At 56.8% G+C, this 21,248-nt stretch carries 17 protein-coding genes; 8 read left to right on the forward strand and 9 right to left on the reverse strand.

Going from position 1 to position 21,248, the window contains the following annotated elements:
• Positions 1-24: 24 nt before the first annotated feature.
• The 4 genes from clpX to AC2LD7_RS17940 all read left to right on the forward strand — a co-directional run bounded on the left by clpX (position 25) and on the right by AC2LD7_RS17940 (position 6,297).
• On the forward strand, positions 25-1,305 hold the full coding sequence (gene clpX / locus AC2LD7_RS17925; RefSeq protein ID WP_484599074.1) for an ATP-dependent Clp protease ATP-binding subunit ClpX: 1,281 nt from the start codon (positions 25-27) through the stop codon (positions 1,303-1,305).
• A 127-nt stretch (positions 1,306-1,432) separates the two neighbouring features.
• Positions 1,433-3,829: an endopeptidase La gene (gene lon / locus AC2LD7_RS17930; protein WP_484599075.1), complete on the forward strand. Its 2,397-nt coding sequence runs from the start codon at positions 1,433-1,435 to the stop codon at positions 3,827-3,829.
• Positions 3,830-3,961: 132 nt separating this feature from the next.
• The gene (hupB, locus tag AC2LD7_RS17935) at positions 3,962-4,234 is read left to right on the forward strand and encodes a nucleoid-associated protein HU-beta (protein WP_003282502.1); all 273 of its coding nucleotides are present in this window, start codon (positions 3,962-3,964) and stop codon (positions 4,232-4,234) included.
• 209 nt (positions 4,235-4,443) lie between these two features.
• Positions 4,444-6,297 (forward strand): SurA N-terminal domain-containing protein, encoded by a 1,854-nt coding sequence (locus AC2LD7_RS17940; protein ID WP_484599076.1) that lies wholly within the window; start codon positions 4,444-4,446, stop codon positions 6,295-6,297.
• A 68-nt stretch (positions 6,298-6,365) separates the two neighbouring features.
• On the opposite strand, the gene fabI is transcribed toward AC2LD7_RS17940, so the two are convergent.
• From fabI to AC2LD7_RS17970, 6 genes are read right to left on the reverse strand one after another with little or no spacing between them, the layout of a single operon-like run.
• Positions 6,366-7,160, reverse strand: a complete 795-nt coding sequence (gene fabI / locus AC2LD7_RS17945) for an enoyl-ACP reductase FabI (protein WP_484599077.1) — start codon at positions 7,158-7,160, stop codon at positions 6,366-6,368.
• Positions 7,141-8,790 (reverse strand): ABC transporter ATP-binding protein, encoded by a 1,650-nt coding sequence (locus tag AC2LD7_RS17950; RefSeq protein ID WP_484599078.1) that lies wholly within the window; start codon positions 8,788-8,790, stop codon positions 7,141-7,143. Before AC2LD7_RS17950 ends, fabI begins: the two co-directional genes overlap by 20 nt.
• 1 nt (position 8,791) lies before the next feature.
• Positions 8,792-9,811, reverse strand: a complete 1,020-nt coding sequence (locus AC2LD7_RS17955; RefSeq protein ID WP_484599079.1) for an ABC transporter permease — start codon at positions 9,809-9,811, stop codon at positions 8,792-8,794.
• Between the two features lies 1 nt (position 9,812).
• On the reverse strand, positions 9,813-10,886 hold the full coding sequence (locus tag AC2LD7_RS17960) for a microcin C ABC transporter permease YejB (protein ID WP_484599080.1): 1,074 nt from the start codon (positions 10,884-10,886) through the stop codon (positions 9,813-9,815).
• A 2-nt stretch (positions 10,887-10,888) separates the two neighbouring features.
• Positions 10,889-12,772 (reverse strand): extracellular solute-binding protein, encoded by a 1,884-nt coding sequence (locus AC2LD7_RS17965; protein ID WP_484599086.1) that lies wholly within the window; start codon positions 12,770-12,772, stop codon positions 10,889-10,891.
• Positions 12,772-14,601 (reverse strand): extracellular solute-binding protein, encoded by a 1,830-nt coding sequence (locus AC2LD7_RS17970; protein WP_484599087.1) that lies wholly within the window; start codon positions 14,599-14,601, stop codon positions 12,772-12,774. The genes AC2LD7_RS17965 and AC2LD7_RS17970 overlap by 1 nt, the downstream gene beginning before the upstream one ends.
• A 164-nt stretch (positions 14,602-14,765) precedes the next feature.
• On the opposite strand from AC2LD7_RS17970, the gene AC2LD7_RS17975 reads away from it, so the two are divergent.
• Positions 14,766-16,190: an HDOD domain-containing protein gene (locus tag AC2LD7_RS17975; protein ID WP_484599088.1), complete on the forward strand. Its 1,425-nt coding sequence runs from the start codon at positions 14,766-14,768 to the stop codon at positions 16,188-16,190.
• A 16-nt stretch (positions 16,191-16,206) separates the two neighbouring features.
• On the opposite strand, the gene AC2LD7_RS17980 is transcribed toward AC2LD7_RS17975, so the two are convergent.
• Positions 16,207-17,754 carry a lytic transglycosylase domain-containing protein gene (locus tag AC2LD7_RS17980; RefSeq protein WP_484599081.1) on the reverse strand — a complete coding sequence of 516 codons (1,548 nt, stop codon included), beginning with the start codon at positions 17,752-17,754 and terminating at the stop codon, positions 16,207-16,209.
• Positions 17,755-17,854: 100 nt separating this feature from the next.
• Positions 17,855-18,634: a hydroxyacylglutathione hydrolase gene (gene gloB / locus AC2LD7_RS17985; RefSeq protein ID WP_484599082.1), complete on the reverse strand. Its 780-nt coding sequence runs from the start codon at positions 18,632-18,634 to the stop codon at positions 17,855-17,857.
• A gap of 111 nt (positions 18,635-18,745) precedes the next feature.
• Between gloB and AC2LD7_RS17990 the strand changes: the two genes are divergently transcribed.
• A complete protein-coding gene (locus AC2LD7_RS17990; protein ID WP_484599083.1) occupies positions 18,746-19,504 on the forward strand; it encodes a class I SAM-dependent methyltransferase in 759 nt (252 codons plus the stop codon).
• 17 nt (positions 19,505-19,521) lie between these two features.
• Positions 19,522-19,974: a ribonuclease HI gene (gene rnhA / locus AC2LD7_RS17995; protein WP_484599084.1), complete on the forward strand. Its 453-nt coding sequence runs from the start codon at positions 19,522-19,524 to the stop codon at positions 19,972-19,974.
• 415 nt (positions 19,975-20,389) lie between these two features.
• Here rnhA and AC2LD7_RS18000 read toward each other — a convergent pair whose 3' ends face one another.
• Positions 20,390-20,680 carry a helix-turn-helix domain-containing protein gene (locus AC2LD7_RS18000; protein ID WP_036998697.1) on the reverse strand — a complete coding sequence of 97 codons (291 nt, stop codon included), beginning with the start codon at positions 20,678-20,680 and terminating at the stop codon, positions 20,390-20,392.
• Positions 20,681-20,765: 85 nt separating this feature from the next.
• On the opposite strand from AC2LD7_RS18000, the gene AC2LD7_RS18005 reads away from it, so the two are divergent.
• Positions 20,766-21,215, forward strand: a complete 450-nt coding sequence (locus tag AC2LD7_RS18005) for a hypothetical protein (protein WP_003298903.1) — start codon at positions 20,766-20,768, stop codon at positions 21,213-21,215.
• Positions 21,216-21,248 lie beyond the last annotated feature (33 nt).

Here is a 21,248-nt window from a genome sequence, read left to right on the forward strand (position 1 = left end):
AGCCTTCCCGATTGGATCGATCGAATGACTGACACCCGCAACGGCGAGGATTCCGGCAAGCTGCTCTATTGCTCTTTCTGCGGCAAAAGCCAGCATGAAGTACGCAAGTTGATTGCCGGGCCCTCGGTCTTTATCTGCGACGAGTGCGTCGACCTGTGCAATGACATCATCCGTGAGGAGGTGCAAGAAGCACAGGCCGAGAGCAGCGCGCAAAAACTGCCTGCGCCCAAGGAAATCAGCGGTATTCTCGACCAATATGTCATTGGTCAGGAACGCGCAAAGAAGATCCTGGCAGTAGCGGTTTATAACCATTACAAGCGCCTCAACCAACGTGACAAGAAAGAAGAAGTCGAGTTGGGCAAGAGCAATATTCTGCTGATCGGGCCGACTGGCTCGGGCAAGACCCTGCTCGCCGAGACGCTTGCGCGGCTGCTGAATGTTCCGTTCACCATCGCCGACGCCACTACGCTTACCGAGGCTGGCTACGTAGGCGAGGATGTTGAGAACATCATTCAAAAGCTGTTGCAAAAATGCGATTACGATGTCGAAAAAGCTCAGATGGGCATCGTCTACATCGATGAGATCGACAAGATTTCACGCAAGTCCGACAACCCGTCAATCACACGGGATGTCTCGGGCGAGGGCGTACAACAGGCGCTGCTCAAACTGATCGAGGGTACGGTCGCTTCGGTTCCGCCACAAGGCGGTCGCAAGCATCCACAGCAAGAATTCCTACAAGTCGATACGCGCAATATCCTGTTCATTTGCGGTGGTGCATTCGCTGGCCTTGAAAAAGTCATCCAGGGGCGTTCGACCCAAGGGGGCATTGGCTTCAATGCAGAGGTCCGCAGCAAGGATCTGGGCAAGAAAATCGGTGAATCGCTGCGTGCGGTGGAGCCTGACGACCTCGTCAAGTTTGGCCTGATTCCGGAATTTGTGGGCCGCCTGCCAGTCATTGCCACGCTCGACGAACTGGACGAGGCCGCCTTGATCCAGATCCTTACCGAGCCCAAGAATGCGCTGACCAAGCAGTACGCCAAGCTCTTCGAGCTTGAAGGTGTGGATTTGGAGTTCCGTACCGATGCGCTCAAGGCTGTCGCTGGCCGTGCATTGGAGCGCAAGACCGGTGCACGCGGTCTGCGTTCGATCCTCGAGGGCGTTCTGCTGGACACCATGTACGAGATTCCTTCACAGAAGGATGTCAGCAAGGTGGTTATCGACGAGAGTGTTATCGAGGGCACATCGCAGCCGCTGCTGATCTACGAGAATAGCGAACCGCCTGCGAAAGCTGCGCCAGACGCATGATAGAACAGGGGCCTCCGGGCCCCTTTGCTTTTCTGAAGACTCCTTGTTTTTTACCCTGCGTGCCCCCATCTTAATTGCCAGGGTGTTTCCCCGTTCACCGCCGTATGGCCGTCGTAGAGCTGAATTTATGAAGACAACCATCGAACTGCCCCTCTTGCCGCTGCGCGACGTCGTGGTTTACCCACATATGGTAATTCCGTTGTTCGTTGGACGGGAAAAGTCCATCGAGGCACTCGAGTCCGCCATGGCTGGTGACAAGCAGATCCTGCTTCTGGCTCAGAAGAACCCGGCGGATGACGATCCGGCTGAAGAGGGCCTGTATCGCGTGGGGACGGTCGCAACCGTTCTGCAGCTGCTCAAATTGCCCGATGGCACTGTCAAGGTGCTTGTCGAAGGTGAGCAACGCGGCGTTATAGATCGCTTCTTCGATGTAGATGACCATTGCCGTGCCGAGGTGTCGCTGATCGAGGAGTCAGGCATCGAGGAGCGCGAGGCGGAGGTCTTTACCCGCAGTCTATTGAGTCAATTCGAGCAATACGTTCAGCTCGGCAAGAAAGTCCCCTCAGAAGTGCTCTCATCGCTTGCCAGCATCGATGAGCCGGCGCGCCTGGTCGATACCATGGCTGCGCATATGGCGCTCAAAATCGAGCAGAAGCAGGCGATTCTCGAAATCACTGACTTGCCCGCTCGGGTTGAACATGTGCTGGCCTTGCTGGATGCCGAAATTGACCTGCTGCAGGTTGAAAAGCGTATCCGTGGACGCGTCAAGAAGCAGATGGAGCGCAGTCAGCGTGAGTACTATCTGAATGAGCAGATGAAGGCTATTCAGAAAGAGCTAGGCGATATCGATGAAGGTCACAACGAGATCGATGACCTGAAGAAGCGCATCGAAAACGCTGGCTTGAGCAAAGATGCCCATGCCAAGGCGACAACCGAGCTGAACAAGCTCAAGCAGATGTCACCGATGTCAGCTGAGGCTACTGTCGTTCGAACTTACATCGACTGGCTGGTGAACGTGCCGTGGAAGGCCGCCAGCAAAGTACGCCTCGATCTGGCCAAGGCTGAAGACGTGCTCGATACGGACCATTACGGGCTCGAAGAAGTGAAGGACCGCATTCTTGAGTATCTTGCCGTGCAGAAGCGCGTTAAGAAGCTAAAGGGGCCGGTATTATGTCTGGTTGGCCCACCGGGCGTGGGCAAGACCTCGCTGGCCGAGTCCATTGCGCGTTCCACTAACCGGAAGTTCGTGCGGATGGCGCTGGGTGGAGTGCGGGACGAAGCCGAAATTCGTGGGCATCGCCGTACCTACATCGGCTCGATGCCTGGCCGGTTGATTCAAAAAATGAGCAAGGTCGGTGTTCGCAACCCGCTATTTCTGCTCGATGAAATCGACAAGATGGGCAACGACATGCGCGGCGATCCGGCTTCGGCATTGCTTGAGGTGCTTGATCCCGAACAGAACCATAACTTCAATGACCATTATCTTGAGGTCGACTACGACCTGTCCGATGTGATGTTCCTCTGTACCGCTAACTCCATGAACATTCCGGCGCCGTTGCTGGATCGCATGGAGGTGATACGTCTCCCTGGGTATACCGAAGACGAGAAGATCAATATTGCGATTCGCTACCTGGTTCCGAAACAGGTGCAGGCTAATGGGTTGAAAAAGGCTGAGCTGATTTTCGACGAAGAGGCCATACGCGACATCATCCGCTATTACACACGTGAAGCTGGCGTTCGCGGTTTGGAGCGCCAACTGGCGAAGGTCTGCCGGAAGGTAGTCAAAGAGCATGCGGCTGAGAAGAGTTTCGAGGTAAAGGTCACTGCCGAATCGCTCGAGCATTTCCTTGGGGTGCGCAAGTTCCGTTATGGACTTGCTGAGCAGCAGGATCAAGTCGGTCAAGTGACCGGCCTGGCCTGGACCCAGGTCGGCGGCGAGTTGCTGACCATCGAGGCGGCTGTGGTGCCTGGTAAGGGCCGTCTGACCAAGACTGGTTCGCTCGGCGATGTAATGGGTGAGTCGATTACCGCTGCGCTTACTGTTGTGCGTAGCCGGGCCAAGAGCTTGGGTATTCCGTTGGACTTTCATGAAAAGCAGGACATCCATATCCACGTGCCGGAAGGGGCAACGCCGAAGGACGGCCCAAGCGCCGGTATCGGGATGTGTACAGCGCTTGTTTCTGCGCTAACGCAGATTCCTGTTTGCGCAGAGGTCGCCATGACCGGCGAGATCACCTTGCGTGGCCAGGTGTTGGCCATCGGTGGATTGAAAGAGAAATTGCTCGCTGCACATCGGGGTGGCATCAAGACGGTGATCATCCCCGAAGAGAATCAACGTGATCTGAAAGAGATTCCTGAGAATATTAAGCGGGACCTGCAGATTAAACCGGTGAAGTGGATTGACGAAGTCCTCCAAATTGCGCTGCAATACGCGCCGGAGCCCTTGCCTGATGCGGCTCCCGATATAGTTGCAAAGGAAGACAAGCGCGAGCCTGATTCCAAGGAACGAATCAGCACGCATTAGTCTGGAAGGCCTTGTTGACACATTTTCGGCGTCCTTGTTATAAACCGGCCCCTTGTGTCGCTGCTATTTCAGCACCGCTTTGCTTACACCAAAAATTAAAGATACGACTCAACAGAAATAAGGGGACTTAGAGTGAACAAGTCGGAACTGATCGATGCCATCGCTGCATCTGCTGATATCCCGAAAGCTGTTGCTGGCCGCGCGCTGGATGCAGTGATTGAATCCGTCACTGGCGCACTGAAGGCTGGTGATTCCGTGGTACTGGTTGGTTTCGGTACTTTCGCTGTCAAAGAGCGCGCTGCTCGCACCGGCCGTAACCCCCAGACTGGCAAGCCGATCAACATCGCTGCAGCCAAGATCCCGGGCTTCAAGGCTGGCAAGGCTCTGAAAGACGCTGTCAACTAAGCGTTTTCGATCCGGCCAGTTGTCAGCTAGCGCTGGCCCTGGCTTGGAGCGGTTATTCGAACAGGCTTTGCCTGTTGCGTTCGGGCTTGGGGGATAAGGCCCAACCGCTCCAAAAGCTCCGAGAAGGCGCATCCCTGGATGCGCCTTTCTTTTATCCGGATTCCACCCGTGCTGCAGCGACCGTTGCGCAGCTGACTCCTGGGGGACGCATGCTTCAGAATATCAGGGACAATTCACAAGGCTGGATTGCCAAAACCATCATCGGAATTATCGTCGTGCTGCTGGCGCTGACGGGCTTCGACGCTATCTTCAATGCCGCGAGCAACAGCCGGGATGCCGCCGAGGTCAACGGTGAGGAAATCTCGCTGGACGAGCTCAACCAGGCGATGAACATGCAGCGTCGGCAGTTGGCTCAGCAGCTAGGCGGCGATTTCGATCCGTCATTGCTGGATGACAAGCTGGTGCGCGAGTCATCCCTCCGCGCACTTATTGACCGAGCACTGCTGCTGCAGGGTGCACGTAGCGCCAATTTTGCCTTCTCCGAGGCAGCCCTCGATCAGCTGATTTTGCAGACGCCTGAATTTACCGTGGACGGTGCATTCAATGCGGCACGGTTCGATCAGGTTATTCAACAGATGGGCTATACCCGGCTCCAATTTCGCGAGCTGCTGAAGCAGGAAATGTTGATTGGACAGCTTCGTGCCGGCATATCCGGTTCCGGTTTCGTCACTGATGAGCAGATCGAAGCGTTCGCTCGCCTAGAGCAGCAGACCCGTGATTTTGCGAGCATTACCGTGCCGGCGAATGTGGATGCAGTTGAGGTAAGCGACAACGAGGCACGCGAATACTACGAGCAGAACACTGACCGTTTCCGCTCGCCGGAGCAGGTTGTTCTAGAGTATGTCGAGCTGAACAAGGACTCGTTTTTCGATCAGGTCGAGGTCTCGGATGAAGAGGTGCAAAACCTTTATCAGCAGCGCATCGCGAACCTGGCGGAGCAGCGACGTGCGGCGCATATTCTGATCGAGTCCGACGATTCCAGCGACGCCGAAGCTAAGGCGAAGATAGAAGAGATCGCCAAGCGGCTGGCTGCAGGCGAAGATTTCGCGGCCCTTGCAAAGGAAGTTTCCGAAGATCCGGGTTCGGCCAACGAAGGGGGTGATCTGGGTTTTGCCGGCCCAGGCGTTTACGATCCGGCTTTCGAGGAGGCGCTTTATGCGCTTGACGAAGGGCAGGTATCGATTCCGGTGCGTTCCGACTTTGGCTGGCATTTGATCAAGCTGTTGGGTGTTCGGTCACCCGAAGTGCCTGCGCTCGAAGATATGCGGCCTGAGCTGGTTCGGGAGCTCAAAGCGCAGCAGGTCGAACAGCGTTTTGTCGAAGCGAGCAAGCTGTTGGAAGACACCGCATTCGAGTCGTCTGATCTCACCCAGCCGGCACAGGAACTAGGTCTGTCAGTGCAGGCGACCGAAGCATTCGGCCGTGAGGGCGGAGCCGGTATCGCTGCCAATCGGCAGGTTATCCAGACAGCGTTCAGCGATGAAGTTCTTATCGATGGCGCTAATAGCAGCGTCATCGAACTGGATCCGGACACCGTCGTTGCAGTTCGCATTAAGGAACATTTGCAACCGGAGGTTTTGCCTTTCGATACGGTGAAGGAGGGCATTATCACGCAACTGCAGCGTAGCAAGGCTGCCGAGATGGCAGTTGAGGAAGGCGAGCGCTTGATCGCTACGCTGCGCGAAGGGGGGCAGGCGGCACAGCAGTGGCAGCCAGTGGAAGCCGCTTCGCGTAATCAGGACGGCGTTGAACCTGCCGTCCTGCAGCAAGTGTTCCGGATGCCGCGACCTGCGGTGAGTGACAAGCCAACCTACGATAGTGTGCGTCTTGCCAATGGAGACTTTGTCGTTGTTCGTCTGGATGGCGTAAGCGAGCCAGCGACGGAGCTCTCGGAGGAAGATAAGCAGAACTATCGTCGCTTCCTGGCCTCGCGCAGCGGACAGCAGGATTTTGCCGCCTACCGACAGATGCTGCATGCCGATGCTGAGGTAGAAACGTTCTGATAGTGCTCTGACACATCTGCGCAACAAAAAAACCCGCAATCAAATGCGGGTTTTTTATGAGCGGCAGATCAGTCTTCGATCGCGCCCATTGCCGTGGTGTTGAAGCCACCGTCGACGTAGAGGATCTCACCGCTGATTCCGGAGGCCAAATCCGAGCAGAGGAAGGCGCCGGCATTGCCGACTTCATCGATGGTCACGTTGCGGCGCAGCGGGGTCTGCTTCTCATTGGCCGCCAGCATCTTGCGGAAGCTTTTGATTCCGGACGCTGCCAATGTACGGATGGGGCCAGCTGAAACGGCGTTGACGCGTGTGCCCTCCGGACCGAGGCTGCCTGCCAAGTAACGAACACCCGCCTCAAGGCTGGCTTTAGCCATACCCATTACGTTGTAGTTAGGCATGGTGCGCTCTGCACCCAGGTAGGAAAGCGTGAGGATGCTGCCGTTGCGGCCTTTCATCATCGGGCGACCGGCCTTGGCCAGCGCTACAAGGCTGTAGGCGCTGATGTCGTGCGCGATACGGAAGCCGTCACGGGTGGTGACGTCGGTGAAATCGCCATCGAGCTGATCGCCTGGAGCGAATCCTACCGAGTGAACAATACCGTCCAGACCGTCCCATTTTTTACCCAGTTCTTCAAACACCTTGACGATCTCGTCGTCGCTGGCGACGTCGCATGGGAAGCACAACTCCGGCCCTGAGCCCCAGCTCGCGGCGAATTCTTCAACGCGACCTTTGAGCTTATCGTTCTGATAAGTGAAAGCCAGTTCGGCGCCTTCGCGGTGCATGGCCGCGGCGATGCCGGAGGCGATCGACAGTTTGCTGGCGACGCCGACGATCAATACGCGCTTACCGGTAAGAAAACCCATGTGCTTGTTCCTCTTCTGGTTGTTCATCAGATGCGGGCACCATAAAGGCAGACGCCAGCAGCTGCTGTGTATACGAATGTTGGGGCGCGGCAAAGATAGCCTCGGCCACTCCCTGTTCAACTACCTGGCCCTGCTTGACCACTATCATCTGGTGGCTTAGCGCCCGAACCACCGCCAGGTCATGGCTGATGAACAGGTAGGTCAGGTTGTACTTGGCCTGTAGCGAGCGTAGTAGCTCAACCACTTGCCGCTGCACTGTTCTATCCAATGCCGAGGTAGGTTCATCAAGCAGAATAAGATCAGGCTTGAGCACCAAGGCCCTGGCTATGGCGATTCGTTGCCGTTGCCCCCCAGAAAACTCGTGGGGATAGCGATGGCGGCTCTCGGGGTCGAGCCCAACCTCGACCAGCGCATCGATGATCGCCTGCGCTTGTTCCGCTGCAGACCCCATCCCATGGATGCTGAGTCCTTCTCCTACGATCTGGCCGACCGACATTCTGGGGCTGAGACTGCCAAATGGGTCCTGAAATACCACCTGCATCTGCCGTCGCATGGGGCGTACCGCACGCTGCGATATCTTCTGCAGCGCCTGCCCCTGAAAATGAATCTCACCGCTGCTGGACAGCAATCTCAGAATCGCGAGCCCTAAGGTGGACTTCCCCGACCCGCTTTCGCCGACAATCCCCAACGTTTGTCCTTTTGGCAGGCTGAAGGTGACTCCGTCCACTGCTTTGATGTGATCGACGGTGCGCCTGAACAGTCCCTTTTTGATCGGGAACCAGACTCGCAGATCATTCACTTCCAGCAATGCCGGTGCCGACGCTTCAACCGCTACCGGTCCGCCGCTAGGTTCTGCCGCGAGCAACTCTCGGGTGTAGGGATGCTGCGGCGAGCGGAACAATTCGTTGCAAGATGCCTGTTCGACGACGCGACCGCTCTGCATGACACATACGTGATGGGCAATTTGCCGGACGAGATTAAGATCATGGCTGATCAGCAGCAGAGCCATGCCCAGACGCGCCTGCAATTCCTTCAGCAGTTCAAGAATCTTCAGCTGCACCGTTACATCCAGTGCCGTGGTCGGCTCGTCGGCAATGAGCAACTCGGGTTCGTTGGCCAGCGCCATAGCAATTACCACACGCTGGCGCTGGCCGCCGGAAAGCTCGTGCGGATAAGCCCGGATCCTTTTTTGGGGTTCTGCTATTCCAACCAGTTCGAGCAATTCAAGGGTCCGTGCCGTAGCGGCTTTGCCACTTAACCCCTTATGGATCTGCAGCACTTCGTTGATCTGCGTGCCGATGGTATGTAATGGATTGAGCGAGGTCATTGGCTCCTGAAAGACCATCGCGATGCGGTCGCCGCGTATGCCACGCATGCGTTTTTCATTCGCTTTGAGCAGATCTTCTCCGGCGTAGCGAATTTCACCGGCCGGGTGCCGAGCGAGCGGATAAGGCAGTAGGCGTAGTATTGAATGAGCCGTGACGGATTTTCCGGAACCGCTCTCGCCGACGAGCGCCAGGGTCTCACCCTTGCGAATGTCGAAGCTCACGCCGTCGACGACTCGCTGAGTTCGGTCCCCGCTGACGAACTCGACGGCCAGGTCGCGGACCTCTATAAGATTCTCAGCCATGCTATTTCCTTGGGTCGAAGGCATCGCGGGCGGCCTCGCCGATAAACACCAACAGGGTCAGCATGATTGCAAGGACCATGAACGCGCTGATGCCCAGCCACGGCGCCTGCAGATTCGCCTTGCCCTGCGCGACCAGCTCACCCAATGATGGTGCGCCGGGGGGCAGACCGAAGCCAAGAAAATCCAGGGCGGTCAGCGTTCCGATTGCTCCGGTAAGGATGAATGGCATGAACGTCATGGTCGAAACCATCGCATTGGGCAGTATGTGACGGAACATGATCGCGCCGTTCCGCATGCCCAGCGCTCGTGCTGCTCGCACGTATTCGAGATTGCGGCCCCGCAAAAACTCCGCACGAACCACATCGACCAGGCTCATCCAGGAGAACAGCAGCATGATGCCGAGCAACCACCAGAAATTGGGCTGCACGAAACTCGCGAGAATAATGAGCAGGTAGAGCACTGGTAGTCCTGACCAGATCTCCAGGACGCGCTGTCCAACGAGGTCGACCCAGCCACCGTAAAATCCTTGCAGGGCGCCGGCGACCACACCGATTACCGAACTGATCAAAGTCAGCGTGAGCGCGAACAATACCGAAATGCGAAAGCCGTAGATGACCCGGGCGAGTACGTCTCGGCCCTGATCGTCGGTGCCCAGCCAGTTTTGGCCCGATGGTGGGGCAGGGGCAGGAACCTGAAGATCATAATTGATGCTGGAATAGTTGAACGGGATCGGCGGCCATATCATCCAGCCGTCCTTTTTTTCAATCAGCTCCTGGATGTAGGGGCCCTTGTAGTTGGCCTGCAACGGAAACTCGCCGCCGAATGTCGTTTCTGGATAACGCTTGAATACCGGGAAATACCAGCCGCCGTCGAAGCGCACCACGATCGGTTTGTCGTTGGCGATCAGTTCGGCGCCGAGACTTAGGACGAATAGTACGAGAAACAACCACAGCGACCACCAGCCGCGTTTGTGGGCCTTGAAGAGGGCGAAGCGCCGCTGGTTCAGCGGGGTCAGCTGCATGTCAGGTCTCCCTGCTTTCGAAATCTATTCGCGGGTCGACCAGCGTATAGGTCAGATCGCCGATCAGCTTGACTACCAGACCGAGCAGGGTGAACAGGAACAGGGTGCCGAACACCACAGGATAGTCGCGGTTGATGGCGGCCTCGAAGCTGAGCAAGCCAAGACCGTCAAGGGAAAAGATCACTTCGATCAGCAGCGAACCGGTAAAGAACATACCGATGAATGCCGATGGGAAGCCGGCGATGATGATCAGCATCGCATTGCGGAACACGTGGCCGTAGAGCACCCTATTTTTGCTCAGGCCCTTGGCACGGGCAGTAATCACATACTGCTTATTGATCTCGTCGAGAAAGCTGTTTTTCGTCAGCAGAGTCAGGGTCGCGAAATTGCCGATGACCAACGCGGTGACCGGCAGCGCAAGATGCCAAAAATAATCGATGATCTTGCCGGTCAGCGTTAGTTCGTCGAAATTGCCAGAGGTCAAACCCCTTAGTGGAAACCAGTTCCAATAACTGCCGCCGGCAAACAGCACGATCAGGAGAATGGCAAACAGAAACGCCGGAATCGCATAACCGACGATAATCGCTGAGCTGGTCCAGACATCGAACGGGCTGCCATGACGCGTGGCCTTGGCGATACCCAGCGGTATCGACGCTAGATACATGATCAACGTGCTCCAGAGCCCCAGCGAGATCGAGACCGGCATCTTCTCGATGATCAGTTCGGTGACCTCGGCATCTCGGAAGAAACTCTCGCCAAAATCCAGGCGCAAGTAGTTGCTGAGCATGATCCAGAAGCGTTCCGGTGCCGGTTTGTCGAAGCCGTATAGGCGTTCGATTTCGGCGATCAGATCGGGGTCCAGACCTTGCGCGCCCCGGTAGCTGTTGTTGCCCGTAGCCACTTCAGAGCCGCCACCAGCGATACGGCTGGTCGCGCCTTCGAAGCCTTCCAGCTTGGCGATTGCCTGTTCGACCGGACCGCCAGGTGCAGCCTGGATGATGATGAAATTGATTAGCAGAATGCCGAACAGGGTCGGAATAATCAGCAGTAGCCTGCGAAAGATATACGCGAGCATTCCTAGCGCTCCGCTGCAGTGCTGGTAGCGCTGGTGGCCTGTGCTTTGGCGATTGGCTCGTCGCTGACTGCTTCCGGATCAGGTGCTTCGGCGCTGGGCTTGTTCCACCAGGTCATCAGGCCGATATCGTAGCGGGGTGTGATTTCGGGGTGGGCCAGATGGTTCCAGTAGGCGACGCGCCAGGTCTTGATGTGCCAGTTCGGAATTACGTAGTGGCCCCACAGCAGCACGCGATCCAATGCGCGGGTGCTAGTGATCAACTCTTCACGCGAATCGGCGGCGATCAGGTTTTCCACCAGCGCATCGATGGCCGGATCCTTCAGTCCAATGAAGTTGCGACTTCCTGGATTGTCCGCACTTGCCGAATGCCAGTATTCGCGCTGCTCGTTGCCCGGCGAACTGGATTGGCCAAAACCACTGACAATCATGTCGTAGTCACGTGAGCGCAGGCGATTGATGTACTGTGAGACGTCGACCCGGCGGATTTCGAGATCGATACCCAGACCGGCAAGGTTGCGTTTGTAAGGTAAAAGAACCCGTTCGAAGTCTGCCTGTACCAGCAGAAACTCCAGTTTGACCGGCTTTCCGTTGGCATCCACCATGCGGTCGTTTTCGATTTTCCAGCCGGCGTCGGTGAGTAGCTCGTAGGCGCGACGTTGCTGTTCGCGGATCATGCCGTCGGCGTTGGTCTGCGGCAGCTTAAAGGGCTTGTCGAAGACTTCCTCAGGTATCTGATCGCGCAGCGGCTCGAGAATGCTCAGCTCTTTCTCGCCTGGCAAACCGGAGGAGGCAAGCTCGGAGTTGTCGAAATAGCTGCGGGTACGGGTATAGGCGCCATTGAACAACTGGCGATTGGTCCATTCGAAATCGAAAAGCAGGGCCAGGGCTTCCCGAATCCTGACGTCCTGCAAATGAGGTTTTCGAATATTGAAGATAAAGCCTTGCATACCTTGCGGGTTATGGTTGGCGATCTCTTCCTTGATGATCCGCCCGTCTTTGACTGCCTCGGTGTCGTACGCGGTAGCCCAGTTCTTCGCGCTGGTTTCCAGCCAATAATCGAAGTGTCCGGCTTTAAAGGCCTGGAGCGCCACCGTGTTATCACGGTAGTAATCGAAGCGCACCTGATCGAAGTTATAGAAGCCACGGTTGACCGGCAGGTCCTTGCCCCAATAATCCTCGGCTCGGGTATACCGGACCGAGCGGCCAGCCTCTACTTGCTCTATTCGATACGGGCCACTGCCCAAAGGCGGCTCCATGCTGCCGGAGGTGAAGTCCCTTTCGGCCCACCAATGCTTCGGCAGCACCGGCAGTTGCCCAAGGATGAGCGGTAGTTCGCGGTTGCCCGCGTGCTTGAAATCGAAACGGACGCGACGCGGACCCTCGACTACGGCTTTCTCGACGTCAGCGTAATAGCCGCGATAATGCGGCGCTCCCTTGCTGATCAATGTCTCGAAGGTGAACACGACATCCTCCGCCGTCACCGGCTCGCCGTCGTGAAAGCGAGCTTCGGGGCGCAGATAGAAACGTACCCACTCGTTGTTCGGGCCTTTCTCGATTTTTTCCGCCAGCAGGCCGTAGACCGTGAACGGCTCATCCAGGCTATTGGTTGTCAGGGTGTCATAGACGAGGCCGATATCGTCCGCCGCGACGCCCTTGTTGATGAAAGGATTGAGCGAATCGAAGCTACCGAAGCCTGCCTGTCGCAGCGTTCCTCCCTTGGGAGCGTCGGGGTTGGCATAGTCGAAGTGTGAGAAATTCGCAGGATACTTTGGCTTCTCGTCATACAGGGTCAAAGCATGTTGAGGAGCTGCTTCGGCAACTCTCGCAAGACATACGAGGGCGAGGATGCCCGCATGCAAGAATGATAGTGTTGAGTTTCTTATCATCATTGAGCCTTCTCCAGGTCCTTCAACCACCACGCACGTAGTCCGAGTGTATAAGGCGGTGTGGTGACATGGGCGAACCGATTACGGTACGCCAGACGGTGATAACTGATGAACCAGTTGGGGATGGTGTAGTGGTTCCAAAGTAAAACGCGATCAATGGCGCGTGCTGCGGAAATCTGCTCGTCTCGGGTCTTGGCTGCGATCAGTTTTGCGATCAGTTTGTCGATCACCGGGTTGGCAATGCCGGCGTAGTTGCGGCCACCTTTGACGCTTACTTGGCTTGAATGAAAATACAGCCACTGTTCGAGGCCTGGACTCAGGCTTTGATTCAGGGTCGTCAGAATCATGTCGTAGTCATATTGATCCAGGCGCTGCTTGTATTGCGCGCCGTCGACGCTACGCAGACGAGCCTGTATGCCGATGCGCGCCAGGTTCTCCACATAAGGCTGGAGGATTCGCTCGAGTCGCGGATTGACGAGCAGGATCTCAAACTGAAATTCATGGCCTGCCTTGTCGCGAAGGCCCTCCGACGTCAACTCCCAGCCGGCTTCTTTGAGTAAAACCAGCGCCTTGCGCAAGGTGTCACGTGGAATGCCGCGTCCGTCCGTTTTCGGTAGTTTGAACGGTTCGGTAAATAATTTTTCGGGGAGCTGATCGCGGAACGGCGACAGCAATAACCATTCGCCCCCTTCCGGTGTGCTGGTCGCCGAAAACTCACTGTTCGGGTAGTAGCTCTCGCTGCGCTGATAGGCACCGTAGAACAGCGCACGATTGGTCCATTCGAAATCGAACATCATGCCCAGCGCCTGGCGAATCCTGATGTCGGCAAAGGATGGTCGACGCCCGTTCATGAACAGGGCTTGCGTCTGGGTGGGAATCTGATGGGGGATCTCCGCGCGAATCACATCACCACGCAGAACCGCCGGGAACTGGTAGCCGTTGGCCCAGTTTTTCGCTTGGTGCTCGATGTAAAAATCGAACTCCCCGACTTTGAACGCTTCGAAAGCCACCGTACTGTCGCGATAAAACTCCACCTGGACGCGATCAAAATTATATTTGCCGCGATTGGTTGGAAGATCAGCCCCCCACCAGTTCTTCACCCGCTCGAATGTCACACGACGCCCCGGCTGAACTTCGCTGATGCGGTAGGGGCCACTGCCGAGCGGTGGCTCGAAGGTAGTGGCGCGGAAGTCACGGTCCTTCCAATAGTGTTGCGGCAATACCGGTAGCTCACCGAGACGCATGATTAGCAATGGATTACCGGGCTTGTCGAATACGAAGCGAATCCGATGGCGATTGAGTATATCGACTCGCTTGACTCCCTGTAGATCGGTGCGAAAACGCGGATGACCATCCTTGAGCAGCAGTCGATAGGAAAAAGCTACATCGTAGGCGGTTATCGGCTGGCCATCATGGAAGCGTGCCGAATCTCGCAGATTGAAAACCACCCAGCTATGGTTATCGCTGTACTCGATGGTTTCCGCGATAAGACCATACGCCGAGGCCGGTTCGTCACCTGAAGGATCATAAATGCCAGTGCCTACCATCAATGGCTCATTCAGCTCGCTTATGCCGTATTGGAAAAAACCTGGCGTCGCGATTGGACTCGTCCCTTTAAACGTGTAGGGGTTGAGCGTGTCGAATGTTCCAGAGGCCATCACCCGCAAGGTGCCGCCTTTCGGCGCATCGGGATTAACCCAATCGAAATGGGCAAAGTTATCCGGGTACTTGAGCGCGCCAAACTGCGCATAACCGTGGCTTTCGCTGATGGTTGCGAAGGACGGAAAGCTCAGTCCCAGGCAGCTCAATAACAACAGGGCGGGTCGCATCAAACGGTGAATCCGATCCATGGCGCTTTCGGTCTTTTCGGTCGAGTACAGTAACAGCTTGTATCCGCTGGAAAAAGGCCGGCCATCTGGGCAAACTGCCTTTCCTTTTTTAGCCGCCCGGACGCTGGGTGAGGTCGCGAATCTTGAGTGAAACCAGCTACGGTTTGCAGTCATGGATCGACCGCTTGAACCAGTCTGACTTGCCCGCTCTGGCTGCAGTCGTTCAGGACCTGCAACGTCTTACGGAGCAGGAAAACTCGTCGATACAGCAACTAGCAGATGTACTGCTGCGTGACGCCGCGCTGACATCGAAGGTGCTTCGGGTCGGCAATAGCAGCTATTACAACCCATCGCAGGAGATCATAAAGACCATCTCTCGGGCGATCGTCATGATCGGCTTCGATAATGTCCGGCTGATCAGCCTTTCGGTCAGCCTGATCGATGGTCTTCTCGATCGCGCGCCTCGCCAGCAACTGCAGGAGCTGCTGGCGCGTTCGTTTCACGCTGCCGTGCAGGCGCGCAACATTGCCGGCTACGTACTGACGAAACACGATGAAGAGGTGTTCATCGCGGCGCTGCTCCATGAGGTCGGTGAGCTTGCGTTCTGGGGCTGCGGTGGTGTACAGGCCGATGAACTCGGCGAGGCGTTGGAGGCTAATGACACCGATCACGACCAGATCGTCGAAAGGGTGCTCGGCACCAGTTTTCGTCAGCTGAATCTGGGGCTGATCAAGAGCTGGAACATCGGTGAGCTGGCAAGCCTCGCTCACAGCACGGCAAATCTGCGCGACCCTGCGGTTCGCTCGGTCAGTCTCGGGGGACGGATCAGTGCGGCTGCATTGAACGGCTGGGGATGTCCAGAAATGGAGGGGCTGGTAAGAGAGTTGGCTGAATTCAGCGGCATCTCCGAAGCCGATGCCATGCAGCAGATCCTCGCCAGCGCGGATGAGGCGGTCAAAGTGGCGACGACTTTCGGCGCCAGTCGACTCTGTAAGCTGATTCCCTCGACCGACCCGGAGCAGGTTCTGCTGCAACAGGCACAGCGCAAGGCAAGCCAGTTGCAGCCGAATCTGCTACTGATGCAACAGGCCATGCAGGATCTTGGAACGATGGCTACCACTCGGGGCGACGTGGGCTTGATTCTCGATGCCTTGCTAAAGGGTTTGCATCAAGGCGCAGGGTTGGAGCGTGTAATGTTGACGGTCCTTGCCGATCAGCAAACGACCTTTCGTGCCAAATGCGTCGCGGGGGAGCAGACTCAGCCTTGGCTTGAAGGATTCGCCTTGCCTGCTGACCAATCCGGGCAAATGCACATTTTCAGTTACGTACTTCGTCAGCGTCAGCCGTTATGGATGGGCGTGCCGGCAAGCTACAACCTCGATGAACTGGTTACCTTGCCGCTTCGCCAGCAGCTGGGTAAGGGGATGTTCTTCATCGCACCGCTGATGGCGGGCACGCGCGAAATCGGTGTGCTCTACGCTGATGGTCGGATATCCGGCCGAGCGCTGAAGCACGAGCAGTTCGTCGCGTTTCAGCGATTCACTCAACTGGCCGGGCGTTGCCTTGATGCGCTAAGCAAGCGCGGCTAACGGCAAACGCTTGTGGCTAGTGGGGGAGGTAGAGCGTGAGAGTCTGGCCTGGCTTGAGCATCACGCTATCTCTGGGATTCCAGGTCTTCAGATTGTTAATCCGGACATTGAAGCGTTTGGCGATCTCGTAAAGTGAATCACCTTTCTTGACCTTGTAATAGGTTGGCGCGGATTTGGCGCGCTGATTGCTGCCCGCCGCCTGGAGAAACAATGCCTGACCAACCTTGAGGTTGCTGCCCGACAGGTTGTTCCAGCGCTGTAGGTCATGTACCGAGACCTTTTGTGCCTTGGCAATATCCCAGAGATTGTCACCCTTGCGGACCCGATAGCTGCGCGGCGCCGACTGGCTTCGCGCAACAGCGTGCAGCAGCTCACGAGACTGACCGGCACCAGTCGATTGCGGAATGCTTAGCGCTTGGCCGATCTGTAAGCGATCCCCCCTGAGTCGGTTAATATCCCGAATGACATTGACTGAAAGGTGATATCGGTTGGCAATCGCACCGAGAGTGTCGCCCGGGCGCACTTTGTACTGCTGCCAGTCGACCAGGTCTTGCGGTTTCATCAGCGCTAGGCTGGCCGCGAACATTTCCGCCTTGGCGCTCGGGACCAGAAGATGCTGCGGTCCGTCCAAGGTGATGCGGCGGGTAAACGCCGGATTGAGCTGGTAAATCTCATCCTCGTCGATATCCACCATCTTGGCGATTTTGGCGAGGTCCATTCGCTGCTTCAGGGCGACCACTTCAAAGTAAGGTTCGTTGGCAATCGGGCTAAGGTTGAGGCCGTACGCCTCGGGACTCTGCACCATTTGCGAGAGTGCCAGCAGCTTGGGCACGTAATCCTGCGTCTCACGGGGTAGAGGCAGATTCCAGTAATCGGTTGGTAAGCCGAGTTTCTGGTTGCGCTCGATGGCCCTGCTGACGGTTCCTTCGCCGGCATTATAGGCCGCTAGCGCCAGCAGCCAGTCATCATTGAACAGGCTGTGCAGATAAGTCAGGTAGCGAAGTGCGGCGGTGGTCGAGGCGGTAATGTCACGCCTGCCGTCGTACCAGCTGGTCTGTTGCAGATTGAAGTGGCGACCTGTCGAGGGAATGAACTGCCAGAGCCCCATCGCTTGAGCAGGCGAATAGGCGAAGGGGTTATAGGCGCTCTCGATGATCGGCAATAGCGCCAGTTCGAGCGGCATGTCGCGCTCTTCGAGCTGCTCGACGATGTAGTGGATATAGAGGCTGCCGCGCTCGCTGGCGATCTCAATGGATTCTGGGCGGCTGGCCAAAAGCAGGCGTTGCTGCTCGATGCGGGGATTGCTCTCCAGGTATTCCTGAAGCTTGAAGCCGTGCCTCAGGCGATCCCAGATATCCGAGTGTACCGGTGCGGTGGGTTTGTGCGTAAGCCACAGGGTTTCCTGCACCAAAGGTGCAGCTTGCGTTGGAGCGCCCATGCCTGTCGGCGCTCGTGAAGCGGTGCTTTGGCAGCCGGTTACAGCGAGACAGATGGCCAGCGCCAAGACCCGGCCGGAGGCTGCCAAGGCGTCCGGATAAGGGCCGTTTGAAGAGTCAGATGGCATTGGCTTAAGGTTTCCCCAGGCGCAAAATTCGGGGGAGTTTAGGAATGCCGTTCCGGTGGGTCAAGCAGACGCCGCGGTTTTGGGAACTGGTCCTCCTTCGTCAGAAGCTGTCTTTCCACGATCGCAGAGCCGTGAATACGGCTTCTGGCGTGTCGAGAGGATGGCCGGCTTGCCGGCTTGCGGCAGCTGCAACGGCGCGTTCGGCGCTACGCAGGAACGGGTTGGTAGCCTGCTCGGTTCGCAGATCCGATGGAAGAGTGATTCGTTTCGCCTCTCGCAGTCGGGTCACCTGATCGAGTCGCTCGGCAATCTCTTGATTGTCCGGTTCGACCGCTTTGGCAAAACGCAGGTTGCTCAGGGTGTATTCGTGGGTGCAGTACACCAAGGTTTGCGCTGGCAGCGCCGTCAACCGCTGCAAAGAGGCGAACATCTGTGTCGCGGTGCCCTCGAAAAGGCGTCCGCAGCCGGCCGCGAAGAGAGTGTCGCCGCTCAGCAGCCAGGGCGCCTGCGTATCGTCATGAAAATAGGCAATGTGGCCAAGGGTATGACCTGGCACCTCGATGACCTCCAGCTCGTGGTCGAGTACGCGGATACGCTGCCCATCGCTGAGTGCATCATCCCTGGCGGGAATGTTCTCTGCAGCAGGACCGTAGACCCTTGCGCCATGCTTGGCCTTGAGCTGCTGCACGCCGCCGACATGATCCGGGTGATGGTGGGTGATCAGAATATCGACCAAGCGCCAGTCGGGGCGGGCATCCAGCCACGCCTGGACGGGGGTCGCATCGCCTGGATCCACTGCAGCACAGAGACGGCGTTCAGGATCCTGCAGCATCCAGATGTAGTTATCGGTGAAGGCGGGCAAAGCTTCTATTTTCAACATATGTATGGTCGCCAAGTCATTCGTAAAAGCGCATCCTAACAGCCATATTTGAAAGTTGAACCGATCGGAAATCGCGGTCGGACTGGCCAAGCCGATGAACGGAGGCGAGCCATGAGTGATGAATCTTGTGCCAAGGCAGACGACCAGTGGTTGTCCCTGATGAATGAGGCCAGCACCTGGTTCGATGGTCCGTCTGGGCGACAGTTGCTGGAACAGGAACAGCGGGTGATCAGTCTGGAACTGGCGCGTTGTTTTGGCAGCTATCTGGTGCATTACGGCCCTTTCGCCAACACGCCCATCGAGCCGCAGAAAATCAAGCGCAGCGTGCGGGTGGGGCCGCCGCTGCCGGGTGTGGAGATCGTCTGCGAAGAGCAATCCTGGCCGATCGGCGAGCACGCTGCAGACGTTGTGGTTGTCCAGCACGGGCTTGATTTCAGTCTGTCGCCGCACGCCTTGTTGCGCGAGGCGGCGCGTAGCGTTCGGCCAGGGGGGCATTTGCTGATCATCGGTGTCAATCCTTGGAGCCCTTGGGGCGCAACGCGGCTACTGTCGCGCAAGGCCTTTCGTCACGCTCGTTGCATCCGCCCCACGCGGGTCGGTGACTGGCTGAACCTGCTCGGATTCGCACTGGAGAAACGTCGGTTCGGGTGCTATTGTCCGCCGCTTTCTTCGGGCCAGTGGCAGGCGCGATTGGCCGGGTTGGAATCTGCCGGCCAACGGTTACAGATGCCTACGGGTGGCTTCTACCTGTTGGTGGCGCGAAAGTTGATGGTGGGCCTGCGACCCCTGCGACAGAATCGTCGGGAGCGTATGGGTCAGCTGCTGCCGATGCCTGTGGCGAAGGTCAGCCGGCGCGATGCCGAACAGTAACGAGCAAGTAATCCTTCATGAGTGATGAATCGGTCGAGATATATACGGATGGTGCCTGCAAGGGCAATCCAGGTCCTGGTGGTTGGGGCGCGCTGCTGATCTATAAGGGAGTGGAACGTGAGCTCTGGGGCGGAGAAGCGGAAACCACCAACAACCGGATGGAGCTGATGGCGGCGATCCGTGCACTGGAGGAGCTGAAAAGGCCTTGCCAGGTACGGCTGGTGACCGACTCCCAGTACGTCATGCAGGGTATCAACGACTGGATGCCCAACTGGAAGAAGCGGGGCTGGAAAACTGCAGCCAAGCAACCCGTGAAGAACGCCGACCTGTGGAGGTTGCTGGATGAGCAGGTCAACCGCCACCAGGTGAGTTGGCAGTGGGTCCGCGGGCACACCGGCCATCCCGGAAACGAGCATGCCGATCTGCTTGCCAATCGCGGCGTAGTGCAGGCCAAACGACAAACCGCTTGAGAGAGTTGCGAACATGCGTAGCGTAGTGCTGTTCCACCCAGTGCGCATCACTGTAAACGTGCGCTGAGCCCCCTCTTTTGATCTCTACTCCTCTAAAAATGCGGGTTTAAGGCTGGTGTTTTGGTGGATCAGTTTCTTTCGTTAAGAGCTGGCAGGGGAAAATGTAAACCGTGCGCCTCTAATTGGGCCCATCGTTTACATTTTGGATTTGGGGGGCGACCCCCAGTGTTTCAGATACTCATCGCCATTAGGTCATGATGCATAGGCAAGGTAAAAGCCTCAATGCTTTTTGCGCCTGAGGCTCACCTGGGCCTAGGTTTGAGGTCTTACAGGGACGGTCTCAGGCTGGGGTTTTCAGTTTTCTACCTGTGTCGATCTGACTGCGGCGGTTTTAGATCCTGCCTTGGGTTTTAATTCAACGTGCACCAAGGTTGCTTTGATGGACATCTAACTCAGCTTGGATCTGCGAAAGTAACGCCTGCGCATCAAGCGAGGGGTCCTTTCTCAGGTAGGCGAGAAGAAGGAGTGTTGCGGGATGAAGGGTCAAAATTCCTGCGATTTGCTCCACCTTATCTAGTGATGCTTTCCACTTCCCTCGCTCAAGCGCACTGATATAGCTCTGGCTTGGGCCAAGGCCCTCCTGTGGCAGCCCGCGCGATTGCCGAATGTCTTTCATTACCAATCCAAGTGCTTTGTTCAGTTCCACTTTGCACTCTCGCAAAGGGAACGATGAAGCCTTCTTGGTGATAATTCGGCTATGCTATATATAGCTTAATTTCGAGTATCCACAGATGTTTACTACCTATAGGCATGCTGAAATCCCGTTCGAGCCTCTATTTGGGGACCACTATCAAATGTGGCAATACGTGGAGCACAGGCAGCATCGTCCATGGTTCTACGTGACGGTTCGCGAAGCCAGCGATGGTGTGTCCTGGGACACGATGCTCTTGATCCCGAACGAGGATGCTTTTGAGTCACTTCTTGGGGAGCAGTCTCCAGATCTGCAGATTGCGTCGGTCGCATTGGTTGTACCTGCGCGCTTGAACGGGACGGACAGCTGGAGCATGGAGCCGCTAACCGAGCTGGTGAAAGTTCACGATCAAGCAAAGCAGGTGTTTGGCTATGAGTTCAAAACCGGCACGGGGAGGTGTTACGTGGAGAGTCGCCACGAAGGGGCGGTAGGGGGAACTAAGGCGAGAATATATTGTTCGGCAGCGCCTAGCGCGGTCGCTGAATCTTGAAGCAGCCCATGCTTAGGCATGACACAGGGTCCC

It is taken from the genome of Stutzerimonas sp. (assembly GCF_982611455.1).

What these genes read in the sequence shown, in the direction of transcription:
- clpX (WP_484599074.1), top strand. Translation starts at nt 25, where the DNA reads ATGACTGACACCCGCAACGGCGAGGATTCCGGCAAGCTGCTCTATTGC.
- lon (WP_484599075.1), top strand. Translation starts at nt 1,433, where the DNA reads ATGAAGACAACCATCGAACTGCCCCTCTTGCCGCTGCGCGACGTCGTG.
- AC2LD7_RS17940 (WP_484599076.1), top strand. Translation starts at nt 4,444, where the DNA reads ATGCTTCAGAATATCAGGGACAATTCACAAGGCTGGATTGCCAAAACC.
- fabI (WP_484599077.1), bottom strand. Translation starts at nt 7,160, where the DNA reads ATGGGTTTTCTTACCGGTAAGCGCGTATTGATCGTCGGCGTCGCCAGC.
- AC2LD7_RS17950 (WP_484599078.1), bottom strand. Translation starts at nt 8,790, where the DNA reads ATGGCTGAGAATCTTATAGAGGTCCGCGACCTGGCCGTCGAGTTCGTC.
- AC2LD7_RS17955 (WP_484599079.1), bottom strand. Translation starts at nt 9,811, where the DNA reads ATGCAGCTGACCCCGCTGAACCAGCGGCGCTTCGCCCTCTTCAAGGCC.
- AC2LD7_RS17960 (WP_484599080.1), bottom strand. Translation starts at nt 10,886, where the DNA reads ATGCTCGCGTATATCTTTCGCAGGCTACTGCTGATTATTCCGACCCTG.
- AC2LD7_RS17965 (WP_484599086.1), bottom strand. Translation starts at nt 12,772, where the DNA reads ATGATAAGAAACTCAACACTATCATTCTTGCATGCGGGCATCCTCGCC.
- AC2LD7_RS17970 (WP_484599087.1), bottom strand. Translation starts at nt 14,601, where the DNA reads ATGCGACCCGCCCTGTTGTTATTGAGCTGCCTGGGACTGAGCTTTCCG.
- AC2LD7_RS17980 (WP_484599081.1), bottom strand. Translation starts at nt 17,754, where the DNA reads ATGCCATCTGACTCTTCAAACGGCCCTTATCCGGACGCCTTGGCAGCC.
- gloB (WP_484599082.1), bottom strand. Translation starts at nt 18,634, where the DNA reads ATGTTGAAAATAGAAGCTTTGCCCGCCTTCACCGATAACTACATCTGG.
- AC2LD7_RS17990 (WP_484599083.1), top strand. Translation starts at nt 18,746, where the DNA reads ATGAGTGATGAATCTTGTGCCAAGGCAGACGACCAGTGGTTGTCCCTG.
- rnhA (WP_484599084.1), top strand. Translation starts at nt 19,522, where the DNA reads ATGAGTGATGAATCGGTCGAGATATATACGGATGGTGCCTGCAAGGGC.
- AC2LD7_RS18005 (WP_003298903.1), top strand. Translation starts at nt 20,766, where the DNA reads ATGTTTACTACCTATAGGCATGCTGAAATCCCGTTCGAGCCTCTATTT.